This window comes from Microcoleus sp. K1-B1 (assembly GCF_036704705.1).
Lineage (GTDB): Bacteria > Cyanobacteriota > Cyanobacteriia > Cyanobacteriales > Microcoleaceae > Microcoleus.
In genome coordinates, this window is the sequence record NZ_JAUBSH010000005.1 from 22,697 (window position 1) to 43,752 (window position 21,056).

The following is a 21,056-nucleotide window of genomic DNA, read 5'->3' on the forward strand; positions in this document are numbered from 1 at the left end:
AATTGAAGAATTGACCCTGCGGGTGAATTGGGGGCGTGTACGCTGGATGCTTTTGGTTAAAGTAGCTTGACAAATTGCTGCTGGTACTCATCTTCAGTCATCAGTTCGTGGGTATTTTCCACTCTGTCTAAAAACACGATTCCATCTAAATGGTCGTGTTCGTGTTGAAAAATTCGGGCCACAAAGTCTGTCAATTCTTGTCGGTGGAGTTTGCCGTCTCTACTGGTGTATTCTATCTCGATCGCCCTACTTCTCGGCACCAATCCCCGAATCCCCGGAATGCTCAAACAGCCTTCCCAGTCTTTGACTGTCTCTGTTGAGCTAGCCACAATCCGGGGATTAATCATCGCTGTGGGTTCCATGTAGGGTGCTTGAGGATACCGCAAGTTGGGGCGGGATGCGACGATGAACAGGCGATCGGACTGAGCCGCTTGAGGGGCGGCAATCCCCACTCCATTTACCTGCTGTACTGTACAGATTAAGCTGTCAATCAACTGTTGAATGCGATCGTCCTTAATATTCTCGACAACTTGCGATCGGCGGCGCAGTACAGGATTTCCTAATTGCGAGATTTGTAAGATTTCTGCCATAGTTATTGGTTAGTCGTTATTGGTTAGTGGTTATTTGTTAGTCGTTAACTACTAACAAATTATTATTTCCTTCTTCCTTCTTCCTTCTTCCTTCTTCCTTCTTCCTTCTTCCTTCTTCCTTCTTCCTTCTTCCTTCTTCCTTCTTATCCAACTTTTTGAACCGGCAAACTCCCCGGTTTAACAGTCAAATTAACTATTTGCCCGTTGCGGTTAATTTCCATTTGCAACAGACCGCCAACCTTAGCATTTTGCACGAACTCCTGAACAGCTTCCGACTGAATAATCGGCTGATTATTAATTTTTTGAATCACATCTCCCGCCCGCAAACCGGATGCTGCTGCCGGAGAATTAGGAACAACGCTAACAATAGCCACACCCCGATCGACTGCAACTCGCAGGCTGCTGTTAGCGTTGCTGTTAATTTGCTGCTTAACATCGGGAGTCAGCGTCGCCATTTCAATTCCCAAATAAGCGTGTTCGACTTTCCCCGTCGTAATCAGTTCCTTCGCCACCTGTTGGGCCGCCTGAATGGGAATCGCAAACCCCAATCCTTGAGCACCTTGAATAATCGCCGTATTCATGCCAATAACTTGGCCCGAAGCATTCAGCAGTGGGCCGCCGGAATTCCCCGGATTAATTGCAGCGTCTGTTTGAATAAAACCTACCCGCTTGTCAGGTACGCCCACATCAGAGCTCGATCGCCCCGTAGCGCTAATAATTCCCGCAGTTACGGAATTGTCCAAACCCAAAGGATTGCCGATCGCGATCGCCCATTCCCCAGGCAACAGCTTATCCGAATTGCCGATCGCCACTACAGGCACATTATTCGCCTCAATCTTCACCACAGCCACATCCGTCACCTTATCCGCCCCCAACACCCGCCCCTGAAAGCTGCGGCCGTCCTTGAGAGTGACATTTACCGTATCGGCTCCCTCTACAACGTGAGCGTTAGTGAGAATCAGGCCGTCGGCACCGATGACAAAACCCGAACCAGTGCCCCGTTCTATCCCGCCCCGGCCGCCCGAATTCGGTTCTATGCCAAAAAAATCTTCCGGCGACAGCCCTCTATTTCCCGGTTTCACCCGGCGCGAAGCATCGATCCGAACCACTGCCGGGCCAACTTTTGCCACCGCCGCCACAATAAAATTCACATTAGTCCCGTCGCCCGACAAGGAAACCGGCGGCAAGACTTTGCTAACTTGAGCCTTTTCCTTTGTATTAGGAGGCAGTTGCAATTTCGGTTCCAGGGCCGTTTGTCCAGAATCGCCAGAATTTCCACGAAATTGAGAAACCGTCAGACGATCGCCCAACATGGCGGCCCCTGCTCCCGTTACCAGCAGCAATATGTAAATTGCCGGTTGCTTCCAAAATTTGCCAGTAGAACTCTTCATGGCCATGTTTTAAGGCTTTCCTGCCAAATCTAAATATTTGCTGAACAGCTCCCCGATACCTGGTTTGGGCTGCAGAGCCGCCAAATTTTTGGGCGATGGCGTCCCGCCCTCGCCCGTGCTACGGCAGACTCCCTTAAACTTTAGCATCTGAGGACTAAACTCTCTAGACTGTAGAATTAATATCTTGAATGCCGATCGGCAGAGGTGAGCAGTGGACATTCCCCTCGAAAGTCTGTGGAATCAGATACTTGAACGTCTCCAGGTACAACTGAGCAGACCTAGCTTTGAGACGTGGATCAAAACTGCCAGGGCAGAACAACTCGAAAATAACTGTTTGATAGTCAGCGCCCCCAACCCCTTTGCTCGCAATTGGTTGCAAAAATATTACGTCAAAACCATTGCCGATGCAGTCGCAGAAATTCTCGGCTATCCCGTAGACATTTACTTGACAATTGCCGGGGGAAACGAAACAGGCGGCAGCAGTGACTCCGCCATGATTTGGCCCTCCCCCATCGCCGCCGATGTCCCGGAAAGCCACTCGCTTCACCCCCCCAAGCCCGCCAATTTAAACCCGAAATACGTATTTTCCCGCTTTGTCGTCGGTTCTAACAACCGCATGGCTCACGCGGCCTCCCTCGCGGTAGCCGAGTCTCCGGGCCGAGAATTCAATCCCCTATTTTTGTGCGGTGGCGTCGGTTTGGGCAAAACTCATTTAATGCAGGCGATCGGTCATTATCGCTTGGAAATTGACCCCAACGCCAAGATTTTTTACGTTTCTACTGAGAAATTTACTAACGATTTAATCGCCGCTATTCGCAAAGACAGTATGCAAGCTTTCCGCGATCATTATCGGGACGCTGATGTTTTATTAATAGATGATATCCAATTTATTGAAGGGAAAGAATACACTCAAGAAGAATTTTTCCACACTTTTAATACTTTGCACGAAGCCGGGAATCAAGTAGTTTTAGCTTCTGATCGCCCGCCACAGCAAATCCCCCGCCTGCAAGAGCGTTTGTGTTCCCGATTTTCGATGGGATTAATTGCCGACATTCAATTGCCCGACTTGGAAACTCGGATGGCAATTTTGCAGAAAAAAGCTGAGTATGAAAAAATGCGGTTGCCGCGAGATGTCATTGAATACATTGCTTCTAGTTACACTTCCAACGTTCGGGAATTAGAAGGTGCTTTGATTCGGGCGGTAGCATATCTTTCAATTACCGGTTTGCCGATGACTGTGGAGAATATCACCCCGGTTTTGAACCCGCAAACAGAAAGCGTAGAGGCGACTCCCGATGCAGTAATTGCAGTTGTGGCCGAGGCTTTTGATGTTTCTGTTGAAGATTTGAAAGGTATTTCCCGCAGGCGAGAAATTAGTCTCGCCCGTCAAATAGGGATGTATTTAATTCGGCAGCATACTGGTTTGAGTTTGCCGAAAGTTGGCGAAGTATTCGGTGGCAAAGATCACACGACTGTGCTTTACAGTTGCGAAAAAATTGCTCAGTTGCGGAACACTGACCCGAATTTGGCTCAAACTTTGCGTCAGTTGAGCGATCGAATTAATGTTGTTAGCCGCAAAACTTGAGAACAAGTCAGTTGTCAGTTGTCGGTTGTCAGTTATCGGTTGTCAGTTGTCATCACTCAACGCGGTCAACAGTCAACAGTCAACAGTCAACAGTCAACAATTCCCAATGCCCCATAATAGACAATCTTGCCTGTGGAAAAACCTGTGGAAAATTGGCCCTTATTTTGTGGAAAACATTACTGCTTGGCCCGAAACAGCTTTTGCACAAAAATGGGCGATCGACCGCACCAGCTTTTCCACAAGTTTTCCACAGGTATTTATTACCTATAAGTGACGCGCAGCAAGCAGTTAGCTTTTTTTTCCACAGTTTCCACAGGGCGATCGATACAAAAATAATTCAATAAATTAAAAAAAACTGGTCATCCCTACACACCCTACACAAATAGTTCGCGACGCGCGCTGACTTCAGAAACCCGGTTTCTACGAAGCTTTCTCGTTTTTACAGGCAAAATTTTGCCTAGAAACCCGGTTTCTAGCCCCAGGCGTAAGCCCTGACAGAGAAAAACCGACCCGCCGGCTTTCTGTGATACGATTTGTTTCTGTTTCAAATCCGGTTAATTAACCTTCCTACCATGAAATTGGTTTGCACCCAAAGTGACCTCAACGCCAACCTCTCGTTGGTGAGTCGGGCCGTTCCCTCCCGCCCGACACATCCGGTACTCGCCAACGTGCTCTTAGTAGCGGATGAGGAAAATCAGCGGGTTAGCTTGACAGCTTTCGATCTCAGTTTAGGCATTCGTACCAGCTTCGCAGCAGAAGTAACAGGCGGCGGCAGTTTTACCATACCCGCTAAATTACTCAACGATATTGTTTCGAGACTCCCAGATGGAGAGATTACTTTAGAAGACGAAGCGGGGGACACCGTAGCATATCTCACTTGCAGTTCTGGCAGCTACCAAGTTAGAGGCATGGGCCCGGAAGAATTCCCCGAATTGCCTGCAATAGAAGGCGGAACAATCCTTAAATTGCCGCCGGAAGCCTTGATAGAAGGACTCAAAGGAACTTTATTTGCTACTAGCCCCGACGAGGCAAAACAGGTACTTGCAGGCGTGCATTTAAAGGTATTGCAAGATTGCCTGGAATTTGCAGCTACAGACGGCCACAGATTGGCAGTAGTTCAAACTGCGAATGAAAAAGCTGAAGGCGAAGAAACCCAAGAAGAATTTGAGGTGACAGTCCCCGCTAAAGCATTACGGGAAGTAGAAAGAATGCTGGTGATGCGGCAGTGGACTGAACCTGTCACCCTGCATTTTGAACACGGTCAAGTAGTGTTTGAATGGGCAGATCAGCGGCTGACAACCCGCACCTTGGAAGGGCAATATCCCGCATATCGGCAGTTGATTCCGCCGTCTTTTGAGCGGCAAATTACCTTAGAAAGGCGATCGTTCTTAGCAGCAGTAGAAAGAATTGCCGTTTTTGCAGACCAAAAAAACAATATTCTCAAATGCAGCATCGACGAGGAGAATCAGGAAATTACTTTGTCTGTAGATGCTAAAGATGTCGGCTGTGGCAAAGAGTCAATGCCCGCACAGATTTCGGGAGATAGCATAGATATTGCTTTCAACGTGAAATACTTAATTGACATTTTGAAAACTGCTCAATCCCCAGAAATTCAACTGCAATTAAACGGTGCTTTAGCCCCCGTAATTTTTCAGCCATTAGGCGGAGTTAATGCTACATTCTTGGTAATGCCAGTTCAGCTAAGAGCTTAAAAAGAGTCAGTGGTCATTAGTCAGTAGTCAGTAGTCAGTAGTCAGTAGTCAGTAGTCATTAGTCATTAGTCATTAGTCATTAGTCATTAGTCATTAGTCATTAGTCAACAATCACCGATGCTGCAACCGGAAGTGCTCTAATTCATCTGCGTTAATCGGTGTTTATCTGCCCTCATCTGCGGTTAAAAAAAGAGAATTTATTAACCGCCCCGGACAAGGGATTGACGCTGATTCACGCAGAGGTTGAGAAGAGAGATTTGATATGACTTATTGCTTCAAATCAAGGGCAACAAAATTTCAAATTCAGTACCTGTACCGGGCGTAGAATGCAAATTTAACTTGCCTTTATGCTTTTCCGTAACAATTTGATGGGTAATCGCCAACCCCAAACCCGTACCTTTCCCCGCCGGTTTAGTGGTGAAAAATGTCTCAAAAATCCGCCGCTGAATTTCGGGCGGAATTCCCGGCCCGTTATCGGCAATTCGGATGGCTATCCAAGCGTTATTTTGATTTGTTTCCGCTGCTTCTGGGCAGAACTCGCCGTTTTGACTGGCGGATGATAGCTGTTTGGCATTTTGTCGTAGCTTGCGGGGCGGGACGCCATCGCCCCTAACATAATTTTGAATTAATTCCGAATTCACGCAGTCGCCGTCAGAACTGTCTATTACCTCGGTTTCAATAGTAATCGCAGGCATAAAATCTTTTTCTGCTTTTACCTCTTCCAAAGCGTCGATGGCATTGCTGATGATATTCATAAATACCTGGCTCAACTGACCAGAGTAACACTTGACCAAAGGCAAATCCCCATAGTTTTTAACTACTTTAAACCCGTACTTCAGACGGTTTTTCATAATTAGCAGCGTACTGTCAATACATTCGTGGATATTAGCTTGCTTCAAGTGGGCTTCGTCCATGTGAGAAAAGGTGTGCAGGCTGGTGACGAGTTCGGTCAGCCTCTGCGATGAAACTTTCATACTTTTGAGAATTTCCACCCAATCTTCTTGCAAAAAATCAAATTCTATGTGTTTTTTAAGTTGGTCAATTTTTTCGCTATTACCCACAATCTGTTCGTAAGCAGACAGCAACTCCATGATGTCTTTCGAGTAGTTAGACAAAAAGCCGATATTTCCGCTAATGCAGGTGACGGGATTTCTAATTTCGTGGGCGACTCCAGCTACCATCTGTCCCAAACTGGCTAGTTTTTCGGTTTGAATAAGTTGAGATTGAGTTTGCTGCCTCAGCAATTTTGTTGCTAGTTCGTGAATGTTGGATTGGGCTACTAACAGTTCGTGCACGTCTAGCAAACTATAAGTTTGAGGCGACACTTGAACCACAATCGGTTCATAAAGCAGTTCTTTCGATCGCAACAGTGACTTCCTGGCTGCATCCACGATTAAAGTATTGCTGGGAAAAATTAAACTCTCAGTTTCGGCAAAGCGGTACAAAGCCCTCACAGGTCGCTTTAAAAATAATTCTCGCCCAAAAGGACGGCTGATAAATTCTAAAAATCTCCGTCGGGAAATCATACCGGCAAATTCACCTTGATGGGTGACAATGACTCCCGGTAACAGCGGATTAGCTTCTAACATCTGAGAAATTCGCATTCCCCAATCCGTAGCTTCTACCTGAAAATCGTAAAGCGACAATTGTTGGAGAGTAGAGTCTAAACAAAGTTCTCCTAGGTCAGCCTGGGAGATGGGTTGGACGGGTCTTTCTACGCAGGAGGTATTCAACATAAATTCATCAGCACGCTTTTTTGGGTTCTATTTGCCAGCAGACATTCAGCTACCAAAGGTCAGCAGGTGAGTTGCTGAGTGCTTTGACCGGCATCCCCTTGGCAAACTGCATTTTAAATTACACAAAAAACTGACTGTAGTAAATGAAATTTTACCACTTAAAGTATTAGGCAAGATTGAGTATCACCGAGATAAATGCGCCCTGGTAATTATACCTGACTTTATTTTATACTGACTTGAGCGGTATTAACGCTTGGTTCAACTATTTAACTATTCATTAACCTTAAGTTATAGTCTTAACCTTTTGTTAATGAAATATTAGGCTGAGAAATATAATTGATGGATAATAGAAGAAAATCGGAATTGCCCGATCGCCCACGCGATGCACCCGTCAGCAGACAAGTTAAAAGCCCAAATTGGAGCGATCGCGTCCCTGAGTTTTAGCTCGCTAAGGGCGATGGCTGGGAGCCCTGCAAACTAGGGCATTTGATGCGATTTCCTCCCATCTCCCCGATCCGGTACTCGCAACCCCCCGTAACGCTCAGCCAGCGACACACCTGCCAGTGCGTCCCCTATAGGTTTGTAGTGAAAACTAAAGTCATCGCTACAAACCAATTTTTTAGTTATCGTTATATAAAACAGTTAGCCTCGCGCGCAATCGGCAAAATCGGCCTTGACTTTTGTTCTACAATCAATTATTTTTAACAGAAAAATCGATCATATCCGCGACGGTTGGCAGAGTCAATTATTGATTGGTTGTACGATGCGGATATGAATAAAATTTTATTCAAATTCCAACAATTTTAACCTGTTCAAATCCTTCAATGTATCAGCATTGATTAAATTAGAATGTCTACAAAATCCAGGGAAAAAATGCTAAAAAAAATTAACTCGCTCTTAACTTAGTGCTATGCTTTGGTATGATCTACAAGGAGTTCAACCAAAGACGTATAGCTAAAGAGCAATCTACCAATAGGTGATCGATGCAACCCGCCCTGACAAATCAGTTAAATAATGCTTTCACCCTGTTTCTCAGCTTGTTAGTAGAAGCAATACCTTTTCTGCTGCTGGGAGTCTTATTCTCAGGTTTGCTGCTGGGGTTTGTAGACGAACGCAAACTTGTATCGCGTATCCCGCGAAACCCCCTGCTGGCGGCTTTGATGGGCAGTTTGATAGGCTTTTTGTTTCCCGTGTGCGAGTGCGGTAACGTGCCCGTAGCCCGCAGGTTACTGATGCAGGGAGTACCCGCACCAGCCGCGATCGGCTTTTTGCTCGCGGCCCCCACCATCAACCCCGTGGTAATTTGGGCTACTTGGACGGCATTTCGCGATCAGCCAGAAATTGTAGTTTTGCGGGTGGTATTTTCTCTGTCTATAGCCACAATTATCGGCTGGGTGTTCAGCGCCCAAAAAGACTTGCGGCCTCTGCTGCAACCCTCTGTAGCCCGCGCGATTCCCCTGCCAAAACCAGAGTTTTCCGAAAAAGAACTCCTCCAAGCTAATACTCCGCTGCTGTTGCAGTCGGGAACATTTATGCTCGGTCAGCCAGGGGGGGTGGTGCCGATCGAATCTTTGCTACAAGACGACTGGAAGCCATTAAAAACAGGCAAAACAGAAAAAACCTCGAAACGTTCCTCAATGTTTCACCGCGTTTCTAAAGAGCGTTTGCGCCTGCTTTTAGATACTATGGTACAGGAGTTGCGCGAATTGGGAGGAGTGTTGGTAATCGGAAGTGCGATCGCAGCCATCATTCAAGTTGGCGCCCCCCGCGAACTAATTCTCAACCTCGGCCAAGGCCCCGTTTCCTCGATTCTAGCCATGCTGCTATTAGCAGCAGTCGTATCGATTTGTTCTACAGTAGATGCCTTTTTTGCTCTGTCTTTTGCTTCCACATTTACCAGCGGTTCGCTGTTAGCTTTTCTCGTTTTCGGCCCGATGATTGACCTCAAAGGTATCGGTTTAATGCTGTCAATTTTTAAAGGTCGAGCCGTAGTTTACTTAATTGTCTTGGCAGCTCAGTTAACCTTTTTAATGACCCTCGCTGTTAACTTGCATTTAGGTTAAGAAGTTTGCTAAAACAGACAACTAATACCATTTTCTATTTTCAATTACCTTGCTCCCAGACACGGAAGTCACGAATATACGGCTAGGTGTTTTTTCTTTGCCCTCTTCCCTATTCCTTCTTCCTTTCCAATCACTCTTAAAAAATGAATCTTAAAAAAATTAGCCCCTGGCTGGACGCTCTAGCTATCTTAGGCTGGGGAATATTGCTCCTCAAATATTGGATCACCGGCCAATTAAGCATTCTCATTCACCCCAATTACTTTGGCTTGACTCTAGCAGGAGGAATCGGCTTATTGGTTATTGGCGGTTTAAAAACTTGGGAAATTTTAAAACTCGATCGCACCACAAAGCAATCGCGGACATCACCAGCAAATAACTCTCTCAGAATCACAGAAGTTGAACACGTTACTTTGTTTCCCCCCAGTATCGGCAGCACCTTAATGTTGAGCGTCGCATTAATAGGTTTACTAACAACGCCACGCACCTTTACCAGCCAGACAGCATTAGAACGAGGTCTCACCGAATCCCTGCCCATCACCAGACTGCAACCCCAAGAATTTCGCAATACTACAAAACCCGAACAGCGATCGCTCGTCGAATGGGTGCGGCTGTTAAATTTCAACCCCGAACCGGATACATACAGAGGTCAAAAAGTCAAAGTTCAAGGATTTGTAATTCATCCCCCTAACCTAGCAGAACAATATATGTGGATCGGGCGTTTTATCATTACTTGCTGCGCGGCAGACGCCTATCCGATCGGGTTGCCAGTAAAATTACTGATCGGTCAAAGCCGCACCACCTTTGCCCCAGACAGTTGGCTAGAAATAGAAGGAGAAACGATCGTAGAAGAACTGCAAGGCAAGCGCAAATTAATCATTCAAGCATCTTCCCTCAAACCAATTCCTCAGCCAAAAAACCCTTATGATTATTAGATGTTGAGTAAGTATCAGATTAAAGTTTACCTTGATTGCGAGATGGACACTCCAGACCCAATCTCCGTATACAGATGAAGATACGGTAAAGTCAGCTATAAAAGTGGCAGCATCCTCCTCTAGGAGTTGCAAATAACAAATTCAGCAACTACACTCGTAATTAGGAAATAAATTCTGAGTATATGTCATCAGAAAAAAAATTAGCTATCAAAGGTGCTGCCTGGACGATCGCCAGTTATGGAAGCAGTCAAATTATCCGATTTGGGAGCAACTTAATCCTGACGCGCCTGCTTTTGCCTGAATTATTTGGTCTAATGGGTCTAGCCTACGTTTTCATCATAGGCATTAACTTATTCACAGACATAGGTCTGGGCCCAAGTATCATTCAAAACAAGCGCGGGGACGATCCTCAATTTCTCAACACTGCTTGGACAATGCAAGTTATTCGCAGCTTGTTTGTTTGGTTGTGTTTAATTCTAATAACCTGGCCAGTTACTCAATTCTATGAAGAACCCCGTCTGATGTGGTTGATTCCAGCCATAAGTATAAATACCCTAATAGGAGGGTTGAAATCGACTTCCGTATCCACCCTAGAACGCAAAATGAGCGTTAAGGAAGTAGTGCTTTTTGAGTTGGGTACACAGATAATTTCTACTACAGTGATGATTGTGTGGGCTTTCTTCGATCGCAGCATTTGGGCGATCATTGTAGGCGGCTGGACTGGAGCTGTAGTGGAGTTAGTATGGAGCCATTTTTTGATTCCCGGCAAGTCAAACCGCTTTGCTTGGGATAAAGAAGCAGTAAAAGAAATATTTTCTTATGGCAAATGGATATTTTTGTCTACGATTTTATTTTTTCTGTGTTCTCAAGCCGATAGACTCATCCTCGGGAAAATATTTACTTTAGCAATGTTGGGCATTTACGGCATCGCTTTTACCCTGGGGGATATGCCACGCCAAGTCATCATCGCCCTTAGCGGCAGGGTGATTTTTCCATCGATTTCTATGCTGGCAGAGTTGCCGCGGGAGGAGTTGCGCGCGAAGATACTTAACAACCGCAAGCTAATTCTAATACCGTTAGCCGTAGGTTTAGCAATTTTTGTGAGCTTCGGAGATCAGTTAATTTTAATACTGTACAGGAAAGAGTATGAGGCGGCATCTTGGATGATGCCTATCTTGGCTTTAGGTATGTGGCACACCACCCTCTCCAGTATGATGGGTGGTTGTCTGTTAGCCGTAGGAAAGTCTCAGTACCCAGCTATGGGCCATCTGCTGACTTTTGTGAATCTATGTATAACTATACCGCTGGGATACCACTTAAAAGGTAATTTAGGTGCCGTGATTGCGGTAGCTCTCGGCGACCTTCCTACCTATGCAGTAATTAACTACGGTTTGTGGAAAGAAGGACTAACTTGTTTTTGGCAGGATATTCAATTAACAGGGCTGTTTGTAGGGGTGCTGGCAACTATACTTTGGTGCAGAGTGGCTTTTGATTTTGGTCTGCCAATCGATAAAATATCACCGATGGATTTAGTTCCCATCAATCAACTATTTCAGTAAACAAAAAGAAACAAAAAGGAGATTGTCGATATGTCAGCCGAACACAATACAAGAAGAAAGGTAATACACTTTATCTTTTTACAAATGGCTCTGTTACAAGAAATATCGCGAGTGGCCACAAGGTATACTAAAATGATGTTTTTTTATCAAAGAAATCGCATTATAAATTTGTTCAAAGAAACCGAACATCCCGAAAAAGAACGTCCCAAAGTCTTTGCCGCTGTCGCACACATTACATCAGTTGAAGAATCTAACAATCCCGAAAAAGCCGCAGCAAAAATAGAGAGACTCAGGCACACAATAGATGGACTGTTAACGAGTTTTGCTCATTGCGATCTGACAATTACTATCCAAACTCTACCGAACAGGCACGTTACAGCCTACTTACCTGAATATCAAATTAAGTGCATTCAGATCCAAGAAAGCCCTGAATGCGACCCCATGTTTGTAGGGTTTAGACTTCAGGAAGAATTTGTCGAAAAAGTAGAAAAATTTGACTGGTTTTTATTCATAGAAGATGACATTGTTTTGTACGATGCTTTCATTCTAGAAAAATTAGAAAGTTTTAACCGACAAAGCGGGTATGAGAATGCTATTCTTTACCCAAACCGTTTTGAAATGTATCAAGGAACCAAGAGATACATTGATTTGACCCTAGAGCCTCCAGTATGGTGGAATCAGCTATCTAGTGTAGAGATAGAAAATGTAAAATTTGCTGAATCTACCCATACTCATTCAGCATTTTACTGTTTGTCAAGAAAGCAGATGAAACATTGGATAAAATCAGGTCGCATCTTCAAAAATCAAGTAGTGAATGTAGGGCCTTTAGAGAGTGCAGCAACTTTTTGTATTTTGGAATGTTTCTCGATATATAAGCCCCACCCGTCAAACTTAAACTATTTTGAGGTCAGGCATTACGATAGCAAATATTCTAAGCTATATCCCGAACCGGAATCGCCGTATACCCTATCAGCGGTTAATAATAGTTCCCACACGCCAATCGTCAAGGATTCGTGAAAGGGATCTAAGTAGTGGTCATGATTATTAGTAGGATGGGTAGATCGCCAGCGTTACCCCTCAACCTATTAAAGAATTAGCGATTTGAAATTTGAGATTAAATTAAAAATCTAAAATTTCAAACAGTGTTGAACGCAACTGGCACAATGGTAGGGTGCTCTACTTTTCTCAAAGCCTCTCTCGATCGAGCAATTTTTAGCTCGGAGGCATCCTAAAAAGTAAAATCTATAATTTCACATCTCCACTCGGTTGATACTGTTGGAAGTGCCGCATACTCCACGGATTTAAGCTCGTGAGTTTAATTCAGTCATGGAGACACCAAGACTTTCAGAAACCGAGTTTTTTACCAACATACTTCGTTGCAGTCCTTTTCACTGGTAAAAAAAATCTCTTTCAGAGGGGCGGGAGTACGCCCCAGACAGTAAAATTTAAGAGGGAAAATTTGGCAATTAATTTTCAGCAGAAAGTAGGAGAGAAAGATTTGTGAGTATTTTTAAGAAAAAAATTAATCCTTCACCCTTCGCTATTCTGCCATTCAAACAGCCGATCGACCGCACGGCCATCGTCCTCATGCTATTGCTGAGCTTCTTAATAGGGCTGCTGCTGCTGAGCGGCGATCGCACAGCACCCAGAGTGCGAGAATTTACCTGGGAAAACAAACAAATCGGCGCCGAAGATACCGGCTTTATCCTCACCTTCTTTCGGCCGATGAACCAGCCCACCGTCGAGGAAAACTTAAAGTTAGAACCCCCCCTCCCCGGTAAATTTAGTTGGGCTGGAAGGCGCATGGCTTACACCCTCAAAAATCCAGCACCCTACGGCGTTACCTACACAGTCCAACTCGCCGGAGCAACCGACAAGTATTTCGGAGAAAAAAACCAAAATAAAGGAACGCCAATGCAACCGTTTAGCAGTTCCTTTCGCAGCCGCGATCGAGCATTTGCTTACATCGGTGTCCAAGGCGAAACAGAAAGCCGATTAATGCTAGTCAATCTCAGCAGCAGCGACTCGAAACCGATACCGCTGACTCCCAAAGATTTAGTTGTCACCGATTTTAAACCTTATCCCGACAGCGATCGCATTTTATTCTCCGCCACCGATCGATCGATCGCCCGTACTCGCGGCACCCTAAATCAAGAACTATTCACAGTCACCACCGGCCTCAACCCCCAATCGGGCTCAGGAACTCAACAAAAATACCCAGCCGGTAGAATCGACAAAATCTTAGATTCCAAAGATTACCAAAACCTCAAATTCGACCTCTCAGCCGACGGAAAAATCATAGTTGTCCAGCGCGTCAACCGCCGCAATCCCGGCGATTTCAGTCCTTGGATTGTGGAAGAAAAAGTGCCGCCCAGACCCTTGGAAAATGAACAAGGCGGAGATTTTATGATTCGCCCCGATAGCAAATCGATGGTAATATCTCAAAAACAAGGATTAGCGATCGTCCCCCTCAAACCCGAAGCAGATCCAGTCGAATTTTTGCCAAAATACGAACAAGTATTGGGGATGGCCCGCGACAACTCGGCCGCCGCCTATGTTAAATACAACAGCGATTTTACTCGATCGCTTTTCATCTTAGATAACCAAGGTGTAGAACAAGAAATATTGCGTATTCCCGGCAGCATTATGGCTGTTTATTTCGACCCCCGCAAAAACCAAGACAACCAAGTTCAGCGTCTCTACTGTTTGTTAGCCCAACGCCTCAAAACAGAAAGCTACAAAGAACAGCCTTTCATCGCCACCATCGACCTCAAAAAAGAGGGTACTCGTTTGGTAGGAACCATCAAACCGCTGCTGATTTTGCCCAACCAATTAGATACCCAAATCAGTTTATCTCCCGACGGGCTGGCATTAATTTTCGACCAATCAGTCACAGCAGCAACTCCCTCAGCAGCAGACAGTCCCCGCAACAATAGTGGACAGTCGATCGCCACCAGCCGCCTCTGGCTGCTACCCTTAGTAGAAATACCGGCAGACAGTTCTCCCGCAAAACTACAGCCCGAAGAACTTCCCTTTGCCGGCTATCACCCCCGCTGGCTACCATAAACCAATTTGAGATTTAAGCTCGCACTGCTGACTAATGACTGGTGACTAACCTAAAATCTAAAATCTAAAATCTAAAATCTAAAATCTAAAATCATTATGACTCCCGAAGAAATTAGCAAAAACCTTCAAGACTTATTTGGTGACAGTGTTGAGATGCCTGCTGCCACTTCTTGGCAAGTAGAAACCCCCCATTTTCGCCTGTTAGTCCTCCTTTCAGAAGACGGGAGTTGGCTGCGGATTTTGCTGCCGATCGCCGATGCCCAGGAAGCTCAACCATTTCTTGATAAACTGCTACAAGCTAACTTTGACACCACCCTGGAAACTCGCTACGCCTTACATCAAAACGTTTTGTGGGGAGTATTTCAGCACAGTTGTGCCACACTCGCGGCTGCCGATTTCTCAGCCGCCGTCGCCCGACTGCTGGCTTTGCAAGAGAGAGGTTTGTCTGACTTTTTCGACGGTTTGATAGAAAGCCGCATCCGTCACATCATCAAAGCTGCGAAGATGCAGGGACAGTCTGTGGAAACTACCCTTCAGACTTTAGACCGTTTCTACGCAGAGGGATTGATGGGTGAAATGGAACTAGGCCGAGAGTCTCGCGAAAACACTCTCGCGGCTTGGCGGTATCAGCTAGAACGCCTCTGGCCGGAGGTGGAACCCTAAGACGATTGCAGATTGCAGATTGTAGATTGCAGATTGCAGATTGCAAAAAACTGATGACTATCGAGGTTCGGAAGTTGCCTAAAGTTGCATTTCTTTTGAGTGGTATAGCAACCGCGGCCGACGCTTAGGATGTTCTTAATTCCACAAACCCTTGGGGAACATTGCTTCTTCCTTCTCTCCTAGATAACTAAAGCCTTCCATCCGTTACATTCGGTTACATCCGAAGAAAGCGAATCTGTTACCGAACTTCTTTTGACCTGGGCCCCTAGTCTTGACAATTGGAGTCTGCAAGCCCCTTGGACAATGGCTAATCCGGGCCCTCAAACCCTCGAAGGATACCTGTATATTCACTGATAACCCGCTCGCAGTTCTCCAATTCCCTTCTCTCACGGGAAAAATGGTATAATTTATCACAATAATTCGTTATAAATATTAAAAATTTTCGGAAAACACCCGATCGCAGGTATATCATGGTAAAAAGTTTACAGGGCGTGATCAGTAAGTTCCACAAAAGCTTCGATCGTTTAATATTGACTTAGAAACAAAATCTTTAGCAGACAATGCTACGGCGATCGGGTTTTCCCATCGGGTGCTGTTGTAATTTGACAAAGTAGCAACTACCCGCTACCAATTACCAGTTACGAATTAATAGCAACTTAAGTTGTCAATTAATACAATATTTAACAGGGGTTTCATCTATGTTTGCTGTGCGTGAGACTAGCTCGGAGTTATCAGTGTTGCATATACCTGAATTTTGTACTTGGAACATCTCCTTAGAATCAACTCTCCTAGACCTGCCACTCTCCAACTGCCAAATTGAATTAACTCAACAGGCAAAAGAAGTAGCCAAGGCTTTTGAAGAAAATTCCATGCTTCCCGGCGTCATTTTGACAAATGGGGGTAATTTTGTCGGCATAATATCGAGGCGTCTATTTTTTGAAAAAGTTAACCGCCGCTACGGAGTAGAAATGTTTTTCAAGCGACCAATAGAGGTGCTGTATAAGTTTGCCAAGCCAGAGGAACTCGTACTTCCCGCCAGTAAATTAATAGTAGAAGCCGCCCAGGAATGTCTTTACAGATCAGCAGAATTAATTTACGAACCCGTAGTAGTGGAAATAGCCCCCCAGACCTACAAGCTGTTAGACGTACACCAATTAATGGTCGCTCAATCAAGAATTCACGAATTAACAAATAAGTTACTCCACACACAAACCCAAGCCAAACTCATCCAAACAGAAAAAATGGCAAGTTTGGGGAGGATTGTAGCAGAAGTAGCCCACGAAATCAGAAATCCGCTGAACTGTATTTGGGGAAATTTAACTTTTCTGCTGTCCTATTTTGAACACTTGCTTCAGCTAATGTCGGTTTATGAAGAAGAATATTCGGCACCCTGTCCCCGAATTGATGCCCTTAAAAAAGAAATTGAATTTGATTTTTTACAAGAAGATTTGCCGATCACCTTAGAAGGGATGGAGTTGGGAGCCTCGCAATTGCTAAAAATAGTTAACGGGCTGCACCACTTCTCTCACATGGACGAGACAAAACCAGCCGAGACAGACATTCACGAATGCGTGGAGATGACGCTGTTAATTTTGAAAAACCGCTTTAAAAACAGCATAGAAGTGGTTAAAAATTACGGCGAACTGCCGCTAGTTAGCGGCTACTCCGGTCAGTTGAGTCAGGTGTTTTTGAATTTGTTAGTTAATGCTCTAGACGCCCTGACAGAGTACGCAGCCGATCGAGAAATACACACCCAGTGCGGGGACAACTGGCAGCCCCAAATCGAAATTACCACTAAAGTTATAGAAACCGAACACGGCAAGCGGGCCACAATTTGCATTGCCGATAACGGGCCCGGCATTCCGCCAGAAAATCAAAAGCAGATATTTGACACCTTTTTTACCACTAAACCAGCAGGCAAAGGCACCGGTATGGGGCTGGCTATCTGCAATCAAATCGTCACAGAAAAGCACGGTGGCCAACTGAGAATGCGATCGCAACCAGGTAAGAATACTGAATTTGAAATTCTCCTGCCTATAGTTGGCACAACATGATTAACTCCAGAATATTCTCGATTGTTCGCTCAGAAAAGTGAAATGATAGGGTAGCTTAGTAGTAGGTTCTCATTTCACTTTCCCAGCGTTTCGGCAACTAAAAGTTCCAGTGGCAAATAAATTCAGTTCCAAACTCCTTAGCCCTTCACTCTCCGAAGGCAGCCATCAAGACCTTTCCCTAGAGTCTACCCTCTGGGATTTGCCCCTGTATGACTTTCAGGTTAAATCGAGCTGCTTAGCCGTGGCAGTTGCCGAAATGTTTGAACAGTATCCCCTAGTGCCGGGGGTCGTCTTGATGGAAGCAGGAGAGTTTGCTGGCATGATATCCCGCAGGCAACTGCTGGAATATTTGCTCAAACCCCAAGGCCCAGAGCTATTTTTGCACCTGCCACTAAAAGTTCTCTACAGTTACGCTCGCGTCGAAATATTATTGGTGGCAGAGAGTACAACCATTTTGGCAGCAGCCCCACAAGCTCTGCGTCGATCGCCCGAATTGCAGGCAGAACCCATCGTCGTCCAAATAGACTCCCAATCTTACCGCCTCTTAGACCCTAACGCACTAAACATCGCCTACTGGCAAATTCGTGGCATCGAAACTCAAGTCCGCTACGAAAGAGCCCAAACTCAAATGATTCAAAGCGAAAAAATGGCTAGTTTAGGGCGTTTAGTCAACGGAGTCGCCCACGAAATTTTAGATCCGGTAGGCTTTATCTGGGGGAATTTAACCTACGTCAGCGACTACAGCAAAAACTTGATGGAATTGCTCTCAGTTTACGACGCATACTGTACAGACCCCCCGCCGGAAATAGCACGGCTCAAAGAAGAGATCGACTATGACTTTTTGCAAAACGATTTCCTCCGAACTGTGGCCAGCATCAAATCAGGTGCAGAACGTTTGAGCAAGTTGGCAACCAGTTTGCAAAACTTCTGCCACATCGACGATATTTATCCCAAACCCACCGACTTGCACGCCAACATAGACAGCATACTTTTGCTGCTCAAAAGTCGTTTGACTAGGGAAATCCAAGTAGTAAAAAACTACGGCTACCTGCCACCAGTGCCGTGCTATGCCGGACAGCTAAACCAAGTATTTATGAATATCTTGACGAATGCTATTCATACATTAATTAATGAAGCAGTCGGTCAAGAATTGGCGAAAGAGTTCAAAGGTGGAGGACTCAGAGACCCCGATCGCCAGCCTAAAATTGAAATCACAACTCAAGTCTGCTGTCCCGAACCTGCGCCGGATTTAGACAAACTTCATGTTCGCTGGGTGTCGATTTGCATAGCAGATAACGGGCCAGGAATGTCACCTAGCAAGTACAAAAAAATCATAGAATCATTCTCTACGGAAAAACGCGCCCTCAAAGAAACCAGTTTAGCAGTTAGCTATCAAATCGTGACGGGCAAACACGGCGGTGCATTCAGAATGCGATCGGAGTTAGGCAGAGGCACTGAATTTGAAATTTTGTTGCCCTTATGATCCCGCAGTGCGAGCGCCCAGATGCCGGGATTCAGGTGCGATCGAGCAGATATTTATATTGAGCGTAAAGCACAGACAACGATCTGTCTATTTCAATAGCTTGCTGCTATAGCTAAATACTATTTGTAAGTCTATACTAATATCAGCTAAGACTAGCTGTGACTGTTGCTGGTCTATGACCTAGGAAAAACAGCACTTGCCGATCGAATAGCGTTGCTGTAGCCAATGATTAAGGTGAAGTAATGAATCAATCTATTTTTAACAATCTTACCTTCTGCACTTTCAGTACCAGTCAGATTATGGTGCGCGAAGTGCTTGAAGACTGGCTATCTTTTCTGGGGGGGCGGCCAAAACAAGTAATTTTCGCTGTGTCGCCTGCTGATAAACCGGCCCCGATTTATCAGGAACTTTTGGCTGAAGGGCTGATTGACGAGATCGTGTATGTAGACTTGCGCGGGAGATCGGTGGGCGAGACAGATGCAGAGGGTATACGCGTGGCGATCGAGGCGGCTAAAACAGATTGGATTTTACTCGCTAAACTCGATACTCTGCCCTATCGCAAGGGTCACGAGAATTGGCTGGATGAGGTAATGCAAAGAGTTCAAAAATATAACTGCTTTGGGTTTACAGGTTCTTTTCCTTCGCCAGATATGCAGTCGCTAGAGCCTGGTTACTCAAAAACTCAGAAATTCAGCAACAATTTTTCAATTTTTCGAGGGACTGAATGGATAGAGGTAATTGATAGCTATGTGGGTAAAAAATTCGACGGGGCTGTAGCAAAAAATGCTCTGTACACTAAAGAAAGTCTTCGATTTGCTAATGAGGCCGCGATCGAGAGTTTTTTGGAAAAAAATCAGCGATATATGTTAGTGCGTTGGGAAACGCCGGAATGGACTGTTTTTCATGTTAATGTATGGGGAGAGCAACTGCGACAGATTCGCGATCGCTACCTCGCCAGAAAGGACATTAGTTCATTCCTAAATACTGGTAGACCCCAACAGATTGGCTTTCACCCTTGGGATCTGTATTACGGCTATCCCAAACCGCCACTGATCGAGCGTTTCAAAATCTTTGTGGGACGAGTGCGCCGGATAATCTTCAGAAACCAGTAAAGGGAAGGCGATTCGTTTAATTAGCAGCAATCGCCAAATTCCACAGGCACAAAATCACTGGAATATTGATACCACCTGGGGTGTTTTTTGGCGAGTGCAAAGTGAGTTAGCAATTTTTTCTACAGTCTTCTCCTAGTTGATATTTTTTTTATGTACCTTCAGTAATTACGCAAAAGTAACGTATTTTTATCGCCAAGCGTTGGTCGTGTGGCAATCTCAAAATCTTGCTACATCCTGATAATGCGTAATTCCTGTACCTTTCTAAAATCGGAGGTAAAACATTAATTATGCGACTTAGATATCTAACTGAGTACCGCACATTTTACAAAATCTAGCATTAGCATCGTGTACAGACCAACCGCAACCTTTACAAACAGCTTCTCCGTGATTAGCACTTTTAACTAAGTGTTTAATCAAATCCCCCAATTGCCAAGGAATTAGAGCAATTCCTGTCAAAATCATCAAAATAGTCAGAAAACGACCGGATTCGGAAATCGGAGTAACATCGCCAAATCCCACGGTGGTCATGGTGACAACCGAGAAATAAACAGCATCTAAAAAAGTTCCAAAACTTTCGGGATTTGCCGGATGTTCGACTTGATAAATCAAACCCGAATAAACAAAAATTATTGCCAGCAAAGTAAACAAAATCCGAGCAAAAATCGCCCCATCTTCGCTGCTGATGCGGAAAATAGAAATTTTTAATTCCAGAAAGCGGATGAGTCGGAGAATTCTAAACCAGCGAAAAATTCGGATAAAACTGACGTTGACAAATCCTAACAAAAATGGTAATATTGCCAGCAAATCAATAATAGAAAAAAAACTAAAAATAAATTTAACTCGATTTTCGGCACACCATAGTCGCAATAAATACTCAAACACAAAAAAAACTAAAAGCGCTGTATCGAGAGTTTGCAAATTAATTCTAACAGTTTCCGAAATCGGGTAAGTTTCGGCGATGAAGCTGGTCGAAGATAGGAGGATTAGTCCGGTAAGAGTTAAATTGACGGTTCTGCCAATGGGGGTTTCGATGTCTTCGAGATAAAATCCAATTTGCGATCGGGTTAACATAGATGAGATAATTAATACCATTTATGAGGTAAGGGAATT

General features: G+C 44.9%; 16 protein-coding genes. 12 read left to right on the forward strand and 4 right to left on the reverse strand.

Annotation, left to right across the window (positions count from 1 at the left end):
* Positions 1 to 56 precede the first annotated feature (56 nt).
* Entirely contained in the window at positions 57 to 590 is a 534-nt protein-coding gene (gene def, locus QUA83_RS02820; RefSeq protein WP_333291347.1) for a peptide deformylase, read from the reverse strand.
* 143 nt (positions 591 to 733) lie between these two features.
* Entirely contained in the window at positions 734 to 1,981 is a 1,248-nt protein-coding gene (locus QUA83_RS02825; protein WP_333291349.1) for an HhoA/HhoB/HtrA family serine endopeptidase, read from the reverse strand.
* A 211-nt stretch (positions 1,982 to 2,192) separates the two neighbouring features.
* On the opposite strand from QUA83_RS02825, the gene dnaA reads away from it, so the two are divergent.
* The 3 genes from dnaA to dnaN all read left to right on the forward strand — a co-directional run bounded on the left by dnaA (position 2,193) and on the right by dnaN (position 5,278).
* Positions 2,193 to 3,566, forward strand: a complete 1,374-nt coding sequence (gene dnaA, locus QUA83_RS02830; RefSeq protein ID WP_333291350.1) for a chromosomal replication initiator protein DnaA — start codon at positions 2,193 to 2,195, stop codon at positions 3,564 to 3,566.
* 106 nt (positions 3,567 to 3,672) lie between these two features.
* Positions 3,673 to 3,840, forward strand: a complete 168-nt coding sequence (locus tag QUA83_RS02835; protein ID WP_333291352.1) for a hypothetical protein — start codon at positions 3,673 to 3,675, stop codon at positions 3,838 to 3,840.
* 298 nt (positions 3,841 to 4,138) lie between these two features.
* On the forward strand, positions 4,139 to 5,278 hold the full coding sequence (dnaN, locus tag QUA83_RS02840) for a DNA polymerase III subunit beta (RefSeq protein WP_333034715.1): 1,140 nt from the start codon (positions 4,139 to 4,141) through the stop codon (positions 5,276 to 5,278).
* A gap of 275 nt (positions 5,279 to 5,553) precedes the next feature.
* On the opposite strand, the gene QUA83_RS02845 is transcribed toward dnaN, so the two are convergent.
* Positions 5,554 to 7,014 carry an ATP-binding protein gene (locus QUA83_RS02845; protein WP_333291354.1) on the reverse strand — a complete coding sequence of 487 codons (1,461 nt, stop codon included), beginning with the start codon at positions 7,012 to 7,014 and terminating at the stop codon, positions 5,554 to 5,556.
* Positions 7,015 to 7,997: 983 nt separating this feature from the next.
* Between QUA83_RS02845 and QUA83_RS02850 the strand changes: the two genes are divergently transcribed.
* From QUA83_RS02850 to QUA83_RS02890, 9 genes are all read left to right on the forward strand, one after another.
* Positions 7,998 to 9,077 carry a permease gene (locus QUA83_RS02850; protein WP_333291356.1) on the forward strand — a complete coding sequence of 360 codons (1,080 nt, stop codon included), beginning with the start codon at positions 7,998 to 8,000 and terminating at the stop codon, positions 9,075 to 9,077.
* 143 nt (positions 9,078 to 9,220) lie between these two features.
* Positions 9,221 to 10,009 carry a TIGR03943 family putative permease subunit gene (locus QUA83_RS02855; protein WP_333291357.1) on the forward strand — a complete coding sequence of 263 codons (789 nt, stop codon included), beginning with the start codon at positions 9,221 to 9,223 and terminating at the stop codon, positions 10,007 to 10,009.
* 182 nt (positions 10,010 to 10,191) lie between these two features.
* The gene (locus QUA83_RS02860) at positions 10,192 to 11,568 is read left to right on the forward strand and encodes an oligosaccharide flippase family protein (RefSeq protein ID WP_333291359.1); all 1,377 of its coding nucleotides are present in this window, start codon (positions 10,192 to 10,194) and stop codon (positions 11,566 to 11,568) included.
* Positions 11,569 to 11,700: 132 nt separating this feature from the next.
* The gene (locus QUA83_RS02865) at positions 11,701 to 12,585 is read left to right on the forward strand and encodes a hypothetical protein (protein ID WP_333291360.1); all 885 of its coding nucleotides are present in this window, start codon (positions 11,701 to 11,703) and stop codon (positions 12,583 to 12,585) included.
* 483 nt (positions 12,586 to 13,068) lie between these two features.
* Positions 13,069 to 14,634: an Ig-like domain-containing protein gene (locus tag QUA83_RS02870; RefSeq protein WP_333291362.1), complete on the forward strand. Its 1,566-nt coding sequence runs from the start codon at positions 13,069 to 13,071 to the stop codon at positions 14,632 to 14,634.
* A gap of 96 nt (positions 14,635 to 14,730) precedes the next feature.
* Positions 14,731 to 15,297 carry a hypothetical protein gene (locus QUA83_RS02875; protein WP_333291363.1) on the forward strand — a complete coding sequence of 189 codons (567 nt, stop codon included), beginning with the start codon at positions 14,731 to 14,733 and terminating at the stop codon, positions 15,295 to 15,297.
* Between the two features lie 698 nt (positions 15,298 to 15,995).
* Positions 15,996 to 17,351, forward strand: a complete 1,356-nt coding sequence (locus QUA83_RS02880) for an ATP-binding protein (RefSeq protein WP_333291366.1) — start codon at positions 15,996 to 15,998, stop codon at positions 17,349 to 17,351.
* A gap of 109 nt (positions 17,352 to 17,460) precedes the next feature.
* Positions 17,461 to 18,834, forward strand: coding sequence for an ATP-binding protein (locus QUA83_RS02885; RefSeq protein ID WP_333291367.1), 1,374 nt, complete (start codon positions 17,461 to 17,463; stop codon positions 18,832 to 18,834).
* Positions 18,835 to 19,076: 242 nt separating this feature from the next.
* Positions 19,077 to 19,946: a hypothetical protein gene (locus tag QUA83_RS02890; RefSeq protein WP_333291368.1), complete on the forward strand. Its 870-nt coding sequence runs from the start codon at positions 19,077 to 19,079 to the stop codon at positions 19,944 to 19,946.
* Between the two features lie 294 nt (positions 19,947 to 20,240).
* Here QUA83_RS02890 and QUA83_RS02895 read toward each other — a convergent pair whose 3' ends face one another.
* A complete protein-coding gene (locus QUA83_RS02895) occupies positions 20,241 to 21,038 on the reverse strand; it encodes an ion transporter (protein ID WP_333291370.1) in 798 nt (265 codons plus the stop codon).
* Positions 21,039 to 21,056 lie beyond the last annotated feature (18 nt).